Origin of the sequence: Streptomyces sp. NPDC093094 (assembly GCF_044754345.1) — a bacterium.
Classification (GTDB): Bacteria; Actinomycetota; Actinomycetes; order Streptomycetales; family Streptomycetaceae; genus Streptomyces.
Genome location: NZ_JBIVOX010000001.1, coordinates 241067 through 259551, shown reverse-complemented (window position 1 = coordinate 259551; position 18485 = coordinate 241067). Strand labels below are relative to the sequence as shown.

The window sequence follows — 18485 nt, the reverse complement described above, 5'->3', positions numbered from 1 at the left end:
GCCGGGTTCCTGTGCGGTCCGCGCCCGGGGTGTCCCGGTCGCGGTCGGTCGCGGGGGTGTCCCGGGGGTCGGCCCCATGGGCGGTCAGTCCGCGAGTTCGTTGTCGAGTGCGGCGAACAGTTCGTCGTCGGTGGCGGTGGCGACGTCGACGGGCCCGGCGGTGTCCTCGGGTCCGCTCTCGCGCCACTGCCGCAGCAGTGCCTCCAGCCGTCGGGTGACGCTCCGGTGGTCGGCGTCCGTGTGCAGCAGCGCCCCGGCGAGCCGGTCGACCTCGGCGAGGGCGTGCGCGGTGGGGTCCGTGTCGGGGCCCAGGAGCTGGTCGGCCAGGTGGCGGGTGAGTGCCTCGACCGTCGGGTGGTCGAAGACCAGTGTGGCCGACAGGGTGAGCCCGGTCGCCGCGCCGAGCAGGTTGCGCAGCTCGACGGCGGCGAGCGAGTCGAACCCGAGGTCGCGCAGGGCGCGGCCGGGGTCGATGCGGTCGGCGTCGGCGTGGCCGAGCACGGCGGCGGCGTGGCCGCGCACCAGCCGGTCCAGGTGGGCGTACTGCTGCTCGCGGTCCAGGCCGGCGAGGAGCGCCGGCAGGCCGGCCGCGTCCGCCGCGGCCGTCGTGGCGGTGGCGGCGGTGGGGACCGGCCGCGGCACCAGGGCACGCAGGACAGCGGGCAGGTCGTCGCCGCGGGCGCGCAGGGCGGCGGTGTCGAACCGGATCGGCAGCACGGCGGCGTCGGGCAGGCCGAGGGCCGCGTCGAAGAGGGCGAGTGCCTCCTCGGTGGCCATGGCCGGCATGCCGAGGCGCCGCATGCGCCGGCGGCCGGCCTCGTCGAGCTCTCCGGCCATCCCGGACTCCGCCTCCCACAGACCCCAGCCCAGGGACAGGGCGGGGAGGCCGAGGGTGTGGCGGTGGCGGGCGAGGGCGTCGAGGAAGACGTTCGCCGTGGCGTAGTTGGCCTGTCCTGCGCCCAGCAGGGTGCCTGCGGAGGAGGAGAACAGCACGAACGCCGACAGGTCGCGGTCCGCGGTGAGTTCGTGCAGGTTCCAGGCGGCGTCCGCCTTGGGCCGCAGCACGGCGGTGATCCGGTCGGGGGTCAGCGAGGCGAGCAGGCCGTTGTCGACGACGCCCGCGGCGTGCACGACCGACCGCACGGGGTGGCGGACCAGCACGGCGGCCAGCGTGTCGCGGTCGGCGGCGTCGCAGGCTTCCAGGGTCACCCGGGCGCCCTGCCCGGCCAGTTCGGCGGCCAGTTCCTCGGCGCCGGGGGCGGCAGGGCCTCGCCTGCTGAGCAGGACCAGGTCGCGCACGCCGTGCCGGTCGACGAGGTGGCGGGCGAGGAGCGCGCCGAGCCCGCCGGTGCCGCCGGTGATCAGGACGGGGCCTTCGAGGACCGGAGGGGTCTCGGCCGGATCGGTGATCCGGGTGAGGCGGGGCGCCTCCAGGGTGCCGTCGCCGACGACGAGTTCGGGCTCGTCGCCGTCGAGGGCGGCGAGGAGCGCGCGGGTGTCCCGGGTGTGCGGGTGCAGGAGGGTGATTCGGCCGGGGTGCTCGGCCTGGGCGGCGCGGACCAGCCCGGCGAGCGGCGCCTGGCTCAGGTGGTCCCCGAGCACGACCACGAGCCGGGTGGCGGCGAGCCGGGGTTCGCCGAGCCACTGCGCCAGCAGGGCGGTCAGGCCGAGGGTCGCGGCGCGCACGGCGTCCGGAACCGGACCGTCGTACGGCGGGCAGTGGTGCACCAGGACGCCGGGCGCCGGGTCGGGCACGTCGGCCGGGGCGGCGTGCACGGGCAGGCCGAGTCCGAGGGTGTCCTCACCGAGCACGGCCGGGCCGCCGCCGGTGTCCGCGACGGGTGCCTCCGGTACGGCGACCGGTACGGAGGTCATGCGGTACAGGGAGCGCGGGCGGGCGGACAGCTGGTCGGCCGACACGGGCCGGACGGCGAGTCCGGTCACCGTGGCTACGGGCCGCCCGGCGGTGTCGGTGACGGTCATGGTCGTGGTGCCCGGGCCGGAGGGCGCGATGCGCACGCGCACGTGTGCGGCCCCGGTGGCGTGCAGGGTCACCCCGGTCCAGGCGAAGGGCAGTTCGGGCCGCCGGTCGGCCGCGTCCAGGAGCAGGGCGTGCCAGCAGGAGTCCAGCAGGGCGGGGTGGATGCCGTAGCCGGCCGGTTCGGTGTGCTCGGGCAGCGCCACCTCGGCGAAGGTCTCCTCGCCTCGCCGCCAGGCGGCCCGCAGGCCCTGGAAGGCGGGGCCGTAGGTGTAGCCGCGGTCGGCGAGTGCGTCGTAGGCGCCGGTCACGTCGAGCGGTTCGGCGCCCGGCGGGGGCCAGGCGGTCGGGTCGGCGGCCGCCGTGCCGGGTGCGGGAGTGCCGAGGTAGCCGCTGGCGTGGCGCTGCCAGGTGCCGCCGTCGGCGCGCGAGTGCAGTCTGACGGGGTGCCGTCCGGTCCCGTCGGGCGCGGCCACGTCCACACGCAGCGCCACGGACCCGGTGTCCGGGAGCAGCAGCGGCGCCTCCAGCGTCAGTTCCTGGACGGCACCGGCGTCCACCTCGCGGCCCGCGCGCAGGGCGAGTTCGACGAGGGCGGTGCCGGGCAGCAGGGTCACTCCGTGCACGGCGTGGTCCGCCAGCCAGGGCAGGGTGCGGGTGGAGACGCGTCCGGTGAGGGTGGCGGCGTCGGCGTCCGGCGAGGGGATCACGGCGGCGAGCATCGGATGGTCCGCCGCCTCCTGCCCGGCCCCGGCCAGGTCGCCGGTGGCGGGGCCCGGTTCGAGCCAGTAGCGGCGGTGCTCGAAGGGGTAGGTCGGCAGATCGACGAGGGATCCGGCGGGCACGACCGCCGACCAGTCCACCGGGACGCCCCGCGTCCACGCCTGCCCCACACCCCTCAGGAGGGTGGTGAGTCCGTCGTGGTCACGGCGCATCAACGGCACGAACACCACGTCCTCACCCGACACCGACGCCGGACCCATCGCGGTCAGCACCGCATCAGGACCCACCTCCACGAACGTGGTGACCCCCCCGGCCTCCATCCGCCGCACCGTCTCCGAGAAACGGACCGTGTCACGCACATGATCCACCCAGAAACCCACCGACAACGGATCACCCGCCGTCAGCAACGGAACGGCCGGAGCCCTGAGTTCGAGACCGGAGACGACCTCACGGAACTCCTCCAGCATCGGCTCCATGAGCGCCGAGTGGAACGCATGAGAGACCCGCAGACGGGACGACCTGCGGTCCGGGAAACGGGAGACCAGCGAAAGCACCGCCTCCTCGGCACCCGACACCACCACCGAACCCGGCGCGTTCACCGCCGCCAGCGACACCCCCTCACCCAGCAGCGGCACCACCTCCTCCTCCGACGCCTGCACCGCCACCATCGCCCCGCCCCCCGGCAGAGCCTCCATCAACCGCCCACGCGCCACCACCAGCCGGACCGCATCCTCCAGCGAGAACACCCCCGCCACATGCGCCGCCGCGATCTCCCCCACCGAATGACCACCCACCACACCCGGAGACACACCCCACGACTCCAGCAACCGGAACAACGCCACCCCCACCGCGAACAACGCCGGCTGAGTGAACCCCGTCCGATCCAGCAAGGTCTTCTCCGTGTCCCACATGACCTCGGTGAGGCGCCGGGGCAGTTCCTTGTCCAACAGGACAGTCACCCCGTCCAAAGCCTCGGCGAACGCAGGGAACGCCCCGTACAGATCACGGGCCATCCCCGCCCACTGCGACCCCTGACCCGAGAACACGTAACCGAGACCGCCCGGGGACACCGTGCCCCGGGCCACTGCACCGGCCGCGTTGCCGCCCGCGGCGAGGACCTCCAGCCCGGCGCGCAGGTCCGCGGCGGAACGGCCCGCGACCAGGGCGCGGTGCGGGAGGGCGGCGCGGGTGGTGGCCAGCGCGCGGGCCAGGTCCCGGGGCTCGGCGCCGTCGAGGGCGGCCAGCAGACGGCGGGCCTGGCTCCGGACGGCGTGCCCGGTCTTCGCGGAGAGCACGAGAGGCAGCACGGGCGGAGGTACGGGGGCGGGAGCGGGTCGCGGTTCGGCGGGCGGGGCCTGCTCCAGGACGACGTGGGCGTTGGTGCCGCTGATGCCGAAGGAGGACACGCCCGCCCGCCAGGGCCGGTCCACCTCCGGCAACCGCCGCTCCTCCAGGAGGAGTTCGACCGCGCCCCCGGTCCAGTCGACCTGGTCCGTCGCGGCGCTCACATGCAGGGTCCTGGGCGCCTGCCCGTGCCGCATGGCCTGCACCATCTTGATGATCCCCGCGACACCGGCCGCGGCCTGGGTGTGGCCGAGGTTGGACTTGACCGAGCCCAGCAGCAGCGGGGTGGTGCGCTCCTGGCCGTAGGTCGCCAGCAGGGCCTGCGCCTCGATGGGGTCGCCGAGCCGGGTGCCGGTGCCGTGCGCCTCGACGATGTCGACGTCGGAGGGGGCGAGGCCCGCGTGGGCCAGCGCGGCGCGGATCACGCGCTGCTGGGCGGGACCGTTGGGGGCAGTGAGGCCGTTGGAGGCGCCGTCCTGGTTGACGGCGGAGCCACGGACGACGGCCAGCACCCGGTGGCCGTTGCGGCGGGCGTCGGAGAGCCGCTCCAGGACGACCAGTCCGACGCCCTCGGACCAGCCGGTGCCGTCGGCGTCGGCGGAGAACGACTTGCAGCGGCCGTCGGCGGCGAGCCCGTTCTGGCGGGCGAAGTCCACGAAGGTGCCCGGCGTGGCCATCACCGTGACGCCGCCCGCCAGGGCCAGCGAGCACTCGCCGGAGCGCAGCGCCTGTGCCGCCCAGTGCAGGGCGACCAGCGACGACGAGCACGCCGTGTCGACGGTCACCGCGGGGCCCTCCAGTCCCAGGGTGTAGGCGACCCGGCCGGTGGCCACGCTGTTGAGCGTGCCGTTGCCGAAGTAGCCCTGGAGTTCGTCGGGTACGGAGATCAGGTTGCTGCCGTAGTCGCGGTACATGACGCCCGCGAAGATGCCGGTGTCGGTGCCGCGCAGCGACTCCGGGTCGATGCCCGCGTGCTCGAACGACTCCCAGGCGGTCTCCAGCAGGAGCCGCTGCTGCGGGTCCATGGCCAGCGCCTCGCGCGGGGAGATCCCGAAGAAGTCGGCGTCGAAGTCGGCGACGCCGGTGAGGAAGCCGCCCTCGACGGTGTAGGTCTGGCCGGGGCCCGTGCCGTGCAGGGCCGCGACGTCCCAGCCGCGGTCGCCGGGGAAGGAGGAGATCGCGTCCGTTCCGTCGTGGACCAGCTGCCACAGGTCGTCGGGGGAGGCGACCCCGCCGGGGTAGCGGCAGCCCATGCCGACGATCACGATCGGGTCGTCGGGGTCGGCGGCGGCCGGGGCGGTCGCGGTGCGGGCCGGGGCCGCTTCCAGGGCCGTCGCCAGCAGGTGGTCGGCGAGGGCGCGCGGGGAGGGGTGGTCGAAGACGACCGTGGCGGGCAGCCGCAGCCCGGTGGCCGCGGACACCTTGTTGCGGAACTCGACCGCGGTGAGCGAGTCGAACCCGAAGTCGGTGAAGGCCCGTCGTGGTTCGACGGCGTCGGCGCTGTCATGGCCGAGGACGGCGGCGACCTCGGCACGGACGATGCCGAGCACATGGCTCTCCCGCTCCGGGCCGGACAGCGCGGCGAGCCGTGCCGCGAAGGCCGGCCCGGCGCCGGGCGCGGCACCTTCGGCGGGGCGGCGGATCAGGTCCCGCAGGACGACGGGGAGTTCGGCGTCCCGGCGGCGCAGCACGGTGGTGTCCAGGCGGACCGGTGCCAGGGCCGGGCCGCCGGCCGCGAGGGCCGCGTCGAACAGGGCCAGGCCCTCCTCGGCGGTCAGGGCCGCCATGCCGGTGCGCCGGACGCGCTCCAGGCCCGCTTCGTCGAGCCGCTTCCCCATGCCGTCGCCGTCCCAGATGCCCCAGGCCAGCGAGAGGGCGGGCAGGCCGAGCGAGGCACGGTGCTCGGCGAGGGCGTCGAGGAAGGCGTTGGCGGCGGTGTAGTTGCCCTGTCCGGCCGGGGCGACGGCGCCGGTGGCGGAGGAGAACAGGGCGAACAGGGCGAGGTGGCCCGCGAGTTCGTGCAGATGCCAGGCGGCGTCCGCCTTGGGGCGGAACACCGACCCGATCTGCTCGGGGGTCATCGACTCCACCAGGGAGTCGGCGAGCGCGCCGGCCGCGTGGACCACGCCCTCCACCGGATGGTCGGCGAGCAGTGCGGCCACGGCGTCCCGCTCGGCGAGGTCCGCCGCCACGACGGTGACGCGTACGCCCTGTTCGACGAGGCCGGCACGCAGTTCCTCGGCGCCGGGCGCCTCGATGCCGCGGCGGCTGACCAGGACCAGTTCCCGTACGCCGTGCTCGGCCGCCAGGTGGCGGGCGACGGCGGCGCCGAGGCCGCCGGTGCCGCCGGTGACGAGCACGGAGGCGGGCACGGACACGGACGGTCCGGAGACCTCGGCCCGGTGCCAGCGCGGCACGAGGAAGGCGCCCTCGACGACGCGTGCCTCGGGCTCGCCGAGACCGAGCGCCGCTCGCAGGGTGTCCTCCGTGAGGGGTGCTCCGGCGGCCGTGTCGAGCAGCAGGAACCGCTCGGGGTGCTCGGCCTGCGCGGCCCGTACGAGGCCCCAGACGGCGGCCTGGGCCAGGTCGGGTGCGGGGACGGCCGGCGCGGCGTCCCGGGTGAGGACCGCGAGCCGTGAGGAGGTCCGGCGCTCGTCGGCGAGCCAGGTGCGCAGCGCGGCCAGCACCTGCTCGGTGGCCTCCCGTGCCGCGGCGGGCGCCGGGGTGCCGTCCGCCGGGCGCGGTGCGCGCAGCACCACGACGTCCGGGGAGCCGTCGGCCTCGGCCAGGTCGTCGACGAGGTCCAGCGTCCCCGTGAACGGGACGCCGGCCGGAGTCTCGGTCCAGGACGGCCGGTACAGCGAGCGGTCGGCCGCGGGCGCGGTGACCGGCCGGGTCGTGAGCGACCGGACCGTCGCGACGGGGGTGCCGTCGGAGTCGGCGAGGGCGAGCGCGGCCTCGTGGTCGCCGCGCGGGGTCAGCCTGACCCGCAGGCGGGTGGCGCCGCCGTGGTGCAGGGCGGCTCCGCCGAAGGTGAACGGCAGCCCGTCGGCGCCCCGGAAGGCACCGGCGTGCAGCGCGGCGTCGAGCAGCGCCGGGTGCAGCGCGAAGCCGTGGGTGTCGGTGTCCTCGGGCAGGGCGACCTCGGCGAAGAGGTCGGTGCCCTGCTGCCAGGCCGCCCGCAGGCCCCGGAACAGGGGGCCGTACTCGACCCCGGCGTCCGCGAGCCGGTCGTAGGCGGCGGCGACGTCGAGCGGGGTCGCGCCGGGCGGGGGCCAGGCGGTCAGGGCGACGGGCGCCGGGACCTGGTCGGTGAGGGTGCCGCCGGCATGGCGGATCCAGTCGCCGCCGGGCGCCCGGCCGTGCACGGTCACCGGTCGCCGGCCGTCGGCGGACCGCTCGCCGACCGTGACGCGCAGCCGGGTCTCGCCCTCGGCCGGGACCACGACCGGCGCATACAGGGTGAGTTCGTCGACGACGGGGGCGCCGACCCGCGCACCGGCGTGCCAGACCATGTCGACCAGCGCCGTGCCGGGCAGCAGGACCGTGTCGTGCACCTGGTGCTGGGAGAGCCAGGGGTGGGTGTCCAGTGCGACGCTGCCGGTGAGGACGGCTCCGTCGGAGTCCACGTCGTCCAGGACCGCCGCGAGGACGGGGTGGTCGGTGGCGTCCTGGCCCCGAGTCGCGGAGGGGCCCGAGGCGGTGGGGCGGAGCCAGTAGCGGCGGTGCTCGAAGGGGTAGGTCGGCAGATCGACGAGGGATCCGGCGGGCACGACCGCCGACCAGTCCACCGGGACGCCCCGCGTCCACGCCTGACCGGCCCCCTTCAGGAGGGTGGTGAGTCCGTCGTGGTCACGGCGCATCAACGGCACGAACACCACGTCCTCACCCGACACCGACGCCGGACCCATCGCGGTCAGCACCGCATCAGGACCCACCTCCACGAACGTGGTGACCCCCCCGGCCTCCATCCGCCGCACCGTCTCCGAGAAACGGACCGTGTCACGCACATGATCCACCCAGAAACCCACCGACAACGGATCACCCGCCGTCAGCAACGGAACGGTCGGAGCCCTGAGTTCGAGACCGGAGACGACCTCACGGAACTCCTCCAGCATCGGCTCCATGAGCGCCGAGTGGAACGCATGAGAGACCCGCAGACGGGACGACCTGCGGTCCGGGAAACGGGAGACCAGCGAGAGGACCGCCTCCTCGGCACCCGACACCACCACCGAACCCGGCGCGTTCACCGCCGCCAGCGACACCCCCTCACCCAGCAGCGGCACCACCTCCTCCTCCGACGCCTGCACCGCCACCATCGCCCCGCCCCCCGGCAGAGCCTCCATCAACCGCCCACGCGCCACCACCAGCCGGACCGCATCCTCCAGCGAGAACACCCCCGCCACATGCGCCGCCGCGATCTCCCCCACCGAATGACCACCCACCACACCCGGAGACACACCCCACGACTCCAGCAACCGGAACAACGCCACCCCCACCGCGAACAACGCCGGCTGAGTGAACCCCGTCCGATCCAGCAAGCCCCCGTCGGCCTCCCACAACACCTCCCCCAGAGGCCGCGGAAGCTCCTTGTCCAACAGGACAGTCACCCCGTCCAGAGCCTCGGCGAACGCCGGGAACGCCCCGTACAGATCACGGGCCATCCCCGCCCACTGCGACCCCTGACCCGAGAACACGTAACCGAGACCGCCGCCCGCCGCGAGCCGGACGGGCGTGTCCACGGCGGCGGCCCGCTCCAGTTCCGCGCGGAGTTCGGCGGCGTCGTGGCCGAGGACGACCGTGCGGTGGTCCAGGGCGTCGCGGGTGGTGGCGAGGGAGCGGGCGAGGTCGAGGGGGTCGGTGCCGGAGGCGAGCAGGTCGGCCGTGCGGCGGGCCAGGGTCCTGACGCCCTGGGGGCTGCGGCCCGAGACGACCAGGGGCAGTACGGCGGGGGCGGCGGGCCGCTCGGCCGGGGGCGGTGTGTCCGCCGGGGCCTGTTCCACGATCACATGGGCGTTGGTGCCGCTGATGCCGAAGGAGGACACGCCCGCCCGCCAGGGCCGGTCCACGTCCGGCCAGGGGTGTTCCTCGGTGAGCAGTTCGACCGCTCCGGTCGTCCAGTCCACCTGTGCGGAGGGCGCGTCGACATGGAGGGTGCGGGGCACGCTCCGGTTGCGCATGGCCATGATCATCTTGATGACCCCGGCGACACCGGCGGCGGCCTGCGCGTGCCCGATGTTGGACTTGACCGAGCCGAGCAGCAGGGGTGTCTCGCGGTCCTGGCCGTAGGTGGCGAGGAGGGCCTGCGCCTCGATCGGGTCGCCGAGTGTCGTGCCGGTGCCGTGGCCCTCGACGACGTCCACGTCCGCGGGGGCGAGTCCGGCGTCGGCGAGGGCGGCGCGGATGACGCGCTGCTGGGAGGGGCCGTTGGGCGCCGAGAAGCCGTTGGAGGCGCCGTCCTGGTTGACGGCGGAGCCGCGGACGACAGCCAGCACCCGGTGTCCGTTGCGGCGGGCGTCGGAGAGCCGCTCCAGCAGCAGCACGCCGGCGCCCTCGGACCAGGAGGCGCCGTCGGCGGCGTCGGCGTAGGACTTGCAGCGGGCGTCGGGGGCGAGGCCGCGCTGCCGGCTGAAGTCGACGAAGATCTCCGGCGTGGCCATCACGGCGACACCGGCCGCGAGGGCGAGGGTGCACTCGCCGGAGCGCAGGGAGCGGGCCGCCCAGTGCAGGGCGACCAGCGACGACGAGCACGCCGTGTCGACGGAGACGGCCGGGCCCTCCAGGCCGAAGGTGTAGGAGATCCGGCCGGAGACCAGACTGCCGCCGCTGCTGCCGGCGGCGTAGTCGTGGTGCATCAGCCCCGCGAACACGCCGGTGCGGCTGCCCCGCAGGGACGTGGGCGTGATCGCCGCGCGTTCGCACGCCTCCCAGGACAGTTCCAGCAGCAGACGTTCCTGCGGGTCCATGATCCGCGCCTCGCGCGGCGAGATCCCGAAGAACCCGGCGTCGAAGTCGGCGGCGTCGTACAGGAAGCCGCCTTCGCGGACGTAGGACTTGCCCTCGGTGCCGGGCTCGGGGTCGTACACCCCGTCGACGTCCCAGCCCCGGTCGCGGGGGAAGTCCCCGATGGCGTCGACGCCGTCGGCCACCAGCCGCCACAGCTGCTCCGGTGAGGTGACGCCGCCGGGGAAGCGGCAGCTCATGCCGATGACGGCGATCGGGTCGTCGGCCGCGACGGCGGGCGGGCCCGCGGGCACGCCCGGCGCGGGCGCCGTTCCGGCCAGCTCGGTGTGCAGGAAGCGGGCGAGGACGTGCGGCGAGGGGTGGTCGAAGACCAGGGTGGCGGGCAGGCGCAGTCCGGTGGCGCGGCCGAGGCGGTTGCGCAGTTCGACGGCGGTGAGCGAGTCGAAGCCCAGCTCCCAGAAGGCGCGGCCGGGTTCGACGGCATGGCTGTCGCCGTGCCCGAGGACGGCCGCGGCCTGGGCGCGGACGAGGTCGAGGATCCGCTGTTCGCGCTGTGCCTCGGGCAGGGCGAGCAGGGCGTCCTGCCAGGAGTCGGGGCCGGCGGAGGCGGCGGCCGCGCGCCGGGTGGCCGGTACGAGCACCCGGAACAGCGGTTGCAGGGTCTCGCCCTGGGCGCGCAGCCGGGCCAGGTCGAGGCGGACGGGGGCGAGGACGGGCTCGGGGCGGGCGAGGGCCGCGTCGAACAGGATCAGCCCGTCCTCGGTGGTGAGCGGGGCGACGCCGCTGCCGCTGATGCGGGCGTGGTCGGCGGCGTCGAGGTGGCCGGTCATGCCGCTGGCGCTGCCCCACAGGCCCCAGGCCAGGGAGTGCGCGGGCAGTCCGGCCGCCCTGCGGTGCCGGGCGAGGGCGTCGAGGTAGGCGTTGGCGGCGGAGTAGTTGGCCTGTCCGGCGCTGCCCGCGAGCCCGGCGAGCGAGGAGAACAGCACGAAGTGGGTGAGGTCGAGTCCGGCGGTGAGCTCGTGCAGATGCCAGGCTGCGTCGGCCTTGGGCCGCAGGACGGCGTCCAGCCGTTCGGGGGTCAGCGCGCCGAAGGTGCCGTCGTCGAGGACGCCGGCCGCGTGGACGACGGCGGTGACGGGGTGTTCGGCGGGCACGGAGGCGAGGGCGGCGGCGAGGGCGGCGCGGTCGGTGACGTCGCAGGCGAGGGCGGTGACGGTGGCGTCGCCGGGATCGGCGACCGTGCTGCCGCTGCGGCTGAGGAGCAGCAGCCGGCGGACGCCGCACTCGGCGACGAGGTGCCCGACGACGGCTTCGGCGAGGGTGCCGCCGGCCCCGGTGACGACGACGGTGCCCTCCGGGTCCCAGGCCGGTGCGTCGCCGGCCGCGGCGGTCTCGCGGGGGTCCGTCGCGGCCCGCACCAGGCGCGGCACCCGCAGTGTGCCGTCGGCCAGGGCGATCTCGGGTTCGCCGAGGGCCACGGCCTGCGGCGGCAGCGGATGCGGGCCTCCGTCGAGGTCGGCGAGCACGATCCGGCCGGGGTTCTCCTGCTGGGCGGTGCGCAGGAGTCCCTGTACGGCGGCGGCGGCCGGGTCGGTGCCGTCCAGGGCGCCGCGGGTGAGGACGAGGAGGGTGCCGTCGGCGAACCGCTCCTGTGCCAGCCAGGTCTGTACGTCCGTCAGCACGGACGCGACGGCTGTGTGGACGGCGTCGGGGTCGGCGCCCGAGCGGGCCGGGGTGAGGACGGCGACTCCGGAGGCGGCCGGGCCGGTGAGGTCGTCCCAGGAGGCGGCGGTCGTGGTGCCCGGCGGCAGCACGGCCGGCGACCCGCCGCCGACGAGCGTCCAGGGCCGGGTGTCCGGCTCTGCGTCCCGGCCGGTCTCCTGCCATTCGACGCGGAACAGCGCCTCGCGCGCGGTGGCCGCCGCCGGGGACAACTCGCGTGCGGTGACGGGGCGCAGCGCCAGCGAGCCGATCACGGCGACGGGGGCTCCGGTGGCGTCGGCGACCTCCAGGGTGACGGACCCGGCGGAGGCCGGCCGTACCCGGACGCGCAGGGCGGTCGCCCCGGTGGCGAACAGTTCGACGTCGCGCCAGGCGAAGGGGAGTTCGGGTCCGTCCGTGCCGCTCGCCCGGTCGCCGAGGCCGACGGCGTGCAGGGCGGCGTCGAGCAGGGCGGGGTGGAGGCCGAACCCGTCGGGCTTGTGGCCTTCGGGGAGTTCCGCCTCCGCGAGGACGTCGGTGCCGTCGAGCCAGGCGGTGCGCAGTCCGCGGAAGGCGGGGCCGTAGGCGAGGCCGGTGGCGGCGAGCCGGTCGTGGAGGCCGTCCAGGTCCACGGTCTCGGCGGTGGCGGGCGGCCAGGGAGAGGCGAGGGAGAAGCCGGGGCGGTCGGGCGCTGTGGTGAGGGTGCCGGTGGCGTGCCGGGTCCAGGGCAGGTCGGCGGGGGCGTCGGAGGGGCGTGACCAGACGGTGAAGTCGCGGCGGTCCGGGGTGTCCTCGGCGGGGTCGACGTGCACCTGCACGGTGACGGAGCCCTGAGCGGGCAGCACCAGCGGGGTGCCGAGGGTGAGTTCCTCCACGCGGGAGAGCCCGGCGCCGTCCCCGGCGCGTACGGCGAGTTCGACGAAGCCGGTGCCGGGGAAGAGGGTCCGGCCCTCGACGACGTGGTCGGCGAGCCAGGCGTGGCCGGCGAGGCCGATGCGGCCGGTGAAGGTGGTGCCCTGGCCGTCGGCGCGCTGGACGGCGGCGCCGAGGAGCGGGTGTCCGGTCGGTGTGAGGCCCGCGGCGGCCACGTCCCCGGCGGCCGGGGAGTCGTCGAGCCAGTAACGGCGTCGTTGGAAGGGGTAGGTGGGCAGGTCGACCCGGCGGGCGTCCTCGGGGAACGCGGCCGTGAAGTCGACGTCCGCCCCGTGCGCGAACAGCTCGCCCGCCGAGACCAGGAACCGGCCCAGACCGCCCTCGCCCCGGCGCAGCGTGCCCACGACCGCTCCCTGACGGCCCAGCCGGTCGAGGTTGTCCTGCACCCCGATCCCGACGACCGGATGGGCGCTGATCTCGACGAAGGCGGTGTACCCGTTCTCCGCCAGGTGGGTCACGGCGTCGGCGAAGCGGACCTGGTGCCGCAGATTCCGGTACCAGTAGCCGGCGTCCATGCCGGCCGTGTCGAGCCACTCCCCCGTCACCGTCGACAGGAACGGCACCCGCGCCGCCCTCGGCCGCACGGGCGCCAGCACCCGCAGCAGCTCCTCCCGGATCCCCTCCACCTGCGGCGAGTGCGAGGCGTAGTCCACCGCGACCCGCCGCACCCGCACACCCTCCGCCTCCAGCTCTGCCTGGAGCAGGTCCAGTCCGGCCGGATCACCCGCGACCACGGACGAACGCGGACCGTTCACCGCCGCCACCGACACACCCTCCGGCAGCCGCGGCTCCACCTCCCCCACCGGCAGCGCCACCGACATCATCCCGCCCGCACCCGCCAGCGACCGCGCGATCACCTGCGAACGCAGGGCGACGACGGTGGCGCCGTCCTCCAGCGAGAGGGCGCCGCTCACCACGGCCGCGGCGATCTCGCCCTGGGAATGGCCCAGGACGGCGTCGGGGGTCACCCCGTACGACTCCCAGAGCGCGGCCAGCGACACCATCACCGCGAACGACGCGGGCTGCACCACGTCCACCCGGTCCAGGGACGAGCCGTCGGGGTCGCGGAGCACGTCGAGGAGCGACCAGTCCGTCAGCGGGTCGAGGGCGTCGGCGCACTCGGCCAGTCTGGCGGCGAAGACCTCGCTCTCCTCGGCGAGTCGTGCGCCCATGCCGACCCACTGGGTGCCCTGCCCGGGGAAGACGAAGACCGTCCTGCCCCCGGACACCGTCTCCACCGGAGGCTCCGGCAGCTCCGCCAGCCCGGCCATGAGTTCGTCACGGCCGTGGCCGACCACCACCGCCCGCCGCCCGAACACCGAACGCCCCGCCACCAGCGAACGACCCACGTCCGAGAGCGGGTCGTCCCCATGCTCCGCCAGATGCTCACGCACCCGCCCCGCCAGCGCCGTGAGCGCCGCGTCACTCTTCGCCGACAGCACCAGCGGCACCGCGGCACCCTCCACCCCAGGCGAACCCGCGGGCTCCGCGTCCCCCTCCTCCAGGATCACATGCGCGTTCGTGCCCGAGAGACCGAAGGAGGAGACGGCGGCGCGGCGGGGGCGGTCCTCGTCGCGGTCCCAGTCCGTCGCCCCGGTGAGCAGGCGGACCGGGCCGCGGGACCACTCGACGTGCGGGGAGGGCGCGTCGACGTGCAGGGTCCTGGGCAGCACCCCGTGGCGCAGGGCCATGACCGTCTTGATGACGCCGGCCACGCCCGCGGCGGCCTGGGTGTGCCCGATGTTCGACTTGACGGAGCCGAGCCACAGCGGCCGGTCCCGGTCCTTGCCGTAGGTGGCGATGAGCGCCTCGGCCTCGATGGGGTCGCCGAGGGTGGTGCCGGTGCCGTGCGCCTCGACGGCGTCGACGTCGGCGGTGGCCAGGCCCGCGTCGGCGAGGGCGGCGCGGATGACGCGCTGCTGGGAGGGGCCGTTGGGCGCGGTCATGCCGCTGGAGGCGCCGTCCTGGTTGACGGCGGAGCCGCGGACGACGGCCAGCACCCGGTGACCGTTGCGGCGGGCGTCGGCGAGGGTCTCCAGCAGCAGCATGCCGGCGCCCTCGCCCCAGGCGGTGCCGTCGGCGGCGGCCGCGAACGGCTTGCAGCGGCCGTCGGCGGCGAGGCCCCGCTGGAGGCTGAACTCGACGAAGGAGTCCGGGGTCGACATGACGGTGACGCCGCCGGCCAGGGCGAGGGTGCACTCGCCCCGGCGCAGGGCCTGCATCGCGGAGTGGAGGGCGACGAGGGAGGAGGAGCAGGCGGTGTCGACGGTGAGGGCGGGGCCTTCGAGGCCGAGGGTGTAGGCGATCCGGCCGGACAGGACGCTGCCCGAGGTGCCGTTGCCGAGGTAGGCGGCGAGTTCGTCGGGGACGGGGCGGACCCAGGAGCCGTAGTCGTGGTACATGACGCCGGCGAACACGCCCGTCCGGCTGCCGCGCACCGACCGGGGGTCGATGCCGGCGCGTTCGAACGCCTCCCAGGACGTCTCCAGCACCAGGCGCTGCTGGGGGTCCATGGCCAGCGCCTCGCGCTCGGAGATCCCGAAGAAGACGGGGTCGAAGTCGGGGGCGTCGTGCAGGAAGCCGCCCTCGCGGACATAGGTCCGGCCGGGGGTGCCGGGCTCGGGGTCGTAGAGGGCGTCGGTGTTCCAGCCCCGGTCGGCGGGGAAGGCGGTGACGGCGTCCTCGCCGGCGGCGACGAGCCGCCACAGCTGCTCGGGCGAGGTCACGCCGCCCGGGAAGCGGCAGGCCATCCCGACGACGGCGACCGGTGCGTGCTGCCGTTCCTCCAGTTCGCCGAGCTTCCTCCGGGTGTCACGGAGGTCGGCCGTCGCGCGCTTGAGGTAGTTGAGCAGCTTTTCTTCGTTGTTTGCCACCGACGTCACCCATCGCTCCGGTCGAAACTCGGCACGGCGCACCGCCATGGAACGGCAATCGGCGCCGGCCCTTTACCGCGGACTTGTGAAGCGGACTTCACGAATGAGAAAAAGAATCGGCTCCCGGCTTTTTCGGGAATCCCCTGTGCCCGTACGCCGTCCGTCCGCCAATACGCCGCCACGGTAGCGGCGCCGGTATGACCGAACCACCCCTAAGGGCGGTGACGCACCCGCTGTGGCCTGCGGGGTCCGGGGATTAGGGGTTGCGCTGCGGGGGTCCCACTGGCACGTTGACGGTGCCAATTCCCCATCCACGGGCACGCCGGAATGAGGCTACGGAATCGTCATGACTGCCGCATCGAGGGAAACGAAGTCGTGGATTCGGCGCTTTGCGCCGGCCGACGGGGCGACCACTCAACTCGTGTGTCTGCCGCATGCGGGAGGTTCCGCCCCGTTCTTTCTTCCGGTGGCCCGGGCGCTCGCTCCGCACACCGATGTCCTGGCCGTGCAGTACCCGGGCCGGCAGGACCGGCGCGAGGAGCCGGGCATCGAGAGCATTCCGGAGCTGGCCGAGCAGGTGACCCGGGCGATCGTGGAGTCGGCGGACCGGCCGGTGACGCTGTTCGGGCACAGCATGGGCGCGTCGGTGGCGTTCGAGGTGGCGCGCCGGCTGCCGGGCACCGGGGTCGAGGTGCTGGGGCTGATCGTCTCCGGGCGGTGCGCGCCGCCGTGCGGGTGCGTGGCCCGGCGGAAGCTGTCGACGGACGAGAACATCCTCGACGAGATCCGCCGGCTGAGCGGCACCGACGCCCGGGTGCTGAGCGACGAGGACCTCGTGCGCATGATCCTTCCCTCGCTGCGCAGCGACTACGCAGCCGTGACGGCGTACCGCGCGGAGCCGGGTGCCCGGGTGCCGTACCCGGTGCTGGCGCTGATCGGTGACGCCGATCCGCAGGTGCCGGTGGAGGACGCGCGGGCCTGGCGGGAGCACACCGACTCGGAGGACTTCGAGCTGCGGGTGTTCCCGGGCGGCCACTTCTATCTCAACGACCAGCCGGAGGCGGTCATCGACACCGTGCGGCGGCACATCGCCCGCTGGTCGTCGACGGCGCCCGTGCCGGGCGGGGTCGTCTGAACCGCTCGGGTCCGGCGTCCGGACCCGAGCGGTGACGAGGACGACGGAGACGCGCCGCCCGGCGGGAGGACCGGGCGGTGCGTCTCCGTCGTCCGCTTCACCTGGCGAGTCGGCGGCGGAAGACCCGCATGGTGAAGCCGGCCGAGAGCAGCAGGATGGGCACCCACCAGGCGAGCGCGAGCCAGGCGCTGTCGCCGAGCGGTGTGCCGATGAGCAGGGCGCGCACGGCGTCGACGACCGGGGTGAACGGCTGGTTCTCGACGATGACGCGCAGCACGGTCGGCATGCCCTCGGACGGCACCAGGGCGCTGCTGGCGTAGGGCAGGAACACCAGGATCATGGCGTATCCGCTGGCTGCCTCGACACCGCCGGCGACGACGCCGAACAGGGTGCCGATCCAGGCGACGGCGAGGACGAAGACCAGCAGGATCCCTAGCGCGGCGCACCATTCGCCGGCGGTGGCATTCGGCCGGAAATCGACGAGCCAGCCGACGCCGATCACGATGCCGACGGACAGGATGTTGCGCAGGGTGGCGGACACGACGTGGCCGACCAGGACGGCGGGTCCGAACATCGGCATGGAGCGGAACCGGGTGACGATCCCGTTCTGCAGGTCGCCCGCGACGCCGACGGCGGTGGCGGAGGCGCTGAAGGCGACACTGAGCACGAGGACGCCGGAGATCAGGTAGTTGACGTAGCTGGGTCCGCCGGTGTCGATGGCGGCGCCGAACATGTAGCGGAACAGCAGGAGCAGCATGACCGGCAGGGCGACCGCCTGGATCATCTGGTCCACGCTGCGGGTGAGATGGCGCAGGCTGCGTCCGACGAGCACCCCGCAGTCCTCCAGCGCCAGGGCGAACGACGAGCGCTCGGGCACCGCTGCGGCCTGGGTCATTTCTTGTCTCCCCGGTGGGTGGTCAGAATGCGGAACACATCGTCGAGGGTGGGTTCGTGGAGGGCGAACCGCTCGACGGTCAGGCCCTTCTCCGCGGCCCGGTTGAGCAGTTCGCGGATGTCGCCCGGTCCGTGGACGGGCACGCTGAGGGTGCGGTCGTCGTCGAGGAGGTCGCCGGGGAACAGCTCGCGTGCGGCGGCCACGTCCCTGGCGGCGAGGGAGAGTTCGGCGCGCTCGGCGCCGACCTGCCGTTTGAGGTCGTGCGCGGTGCCCTCGGCGACGACCCGGCCGGTGTCGATGAGGGCGATCCGGTCGGCGAGCTGGTCGGCCTCCTCCAGGTACTGCGTGGTGAGCAGGACGGTGGTGCCCGCGGCCATCAGGTTCCTGATGGTGTCCCACACCTCCAGCCGGCTGGTCGGGTCGAGTCCGGTGGTCGGCTCGTCGAGGAACAGCACGGGCGGTGAGTTGAGGAGGCTGACGGCGAGGTCCAGCCGGCGGCGCATACCGCCGGAGTAGGTCCTGATCGGGCGGTCGGCGGCGGCGACGAGCCGGAACTGCTCCAGCAGTTCGTCGGCGCGGCGCCTGGCCGCCGACCGGCCCAGATGGAACAGCCGGCCCATCATGACCAGGTTCTCGCGGCCGGTGAGCAGTCCGTCGACGGCGGTGTCCTGGCCGGTGAGTCCGATCATGCGGCGCACCGCGCGGGGCGCGCCGGCGACGTCGTGGCCGCCGATGGTGACGGTGCCGCCGTCGGCGCCGAGCAGGGTGCTCATGATCCGGACGGTGGTGGTCTTGCCGGCGCCGTTGGGGCCCAGCAGCGCCAGCATCGTGCCGCGTTCGACGCTCAGATCGACCGACGTGAGGACGGACAGGTCGCCGTAGGACTTGCGCAGCCCTCGCGCCTCGATCATGTATCTGCCGGTCACCAGGTGAACTCCA

3 protein-coding genes and 1 pseudogene are annotated in these 18485 nt (G+C 74.7%); 1 reads left to right on the top strand and 3 read right to left on the bottom strand.

All coding sequences use genetic code 11. From position 1 onward, the window contains the following. Positions 1-84: 84 nt before the first annotated feature. Positions 85-15501: pseudogene (locus ACIQGV_RS00850) on the bottom strand (SDR family NAD(P)-dependent oxidoreductase); the annotation flags it as partial. A 361-nt stretch (positions 15502-15862) separates the two neighbouring features. Between ACIQGV_RS00850 and ACIQGV_RS00845 the strand changes: the two are divergent. Beyond that, positions 15863-16651, top strand: a complete 789-nt coding sequence (locus ACIQGV_RS00845) for a thioesterase II family protein (protein ID WP_402488533.1) — start codon at positions 15863-15865, stop codon at positions 16649-16651. 97 nt (positions 16652-16748) lie between these two features. Here the strand turns inward: ACIQGV_RS00845 and ACIQGV_RS00840 are convergent, their stop codons facing one another. After that, positions 16749-17546: an ABC transporter permease gene (locus ACIQGV_RS00840; protein WP_402488530.1), complete on the bottom strand. Its 798-nt coding sequence runs from the start codon at positions 17544-17546 to the stop codon at positions 16749-16751. Then, positions 17543-18472 carry an ATP-binding cassette domain-containing protein gene (locus ACIQGV_RS00835; RefSeq protein ID WP_402488527.1) on the bottom strand — a complete coding sequence of 310 codons (930 nt, stop codon included), beginning with the start codon at positions 18470-18472 and terminating at the stop codon, positions 17543-17545. The genes ACIQGV_RS00840 and ACIQGV_RS00835 overlap by 4 nt, the downstream gene beginning before the upstream one ends. Between the last annotated feature and the right edge of the window lie 13 nt (positions 18473-18485).

Excerpts from the sequence above, each read along its gene's own strand:
- ACIQGV_RS00845 (WP_402488533.1), top strand. The coding sequence starts at position 15,863 with ATGACTGCCGCATCGAGGGAAACGAAGTCGTGGATTCGGCGCTTTGCG.
- ACIQGV_RS00840 (WP_402488530.1), bottom strand. The coding sequence starts at position 17,546 with ATGACCCAGGCCGCAGCGGTGCCCGAGCGCTCGTCGTTCGCCCTGGCG.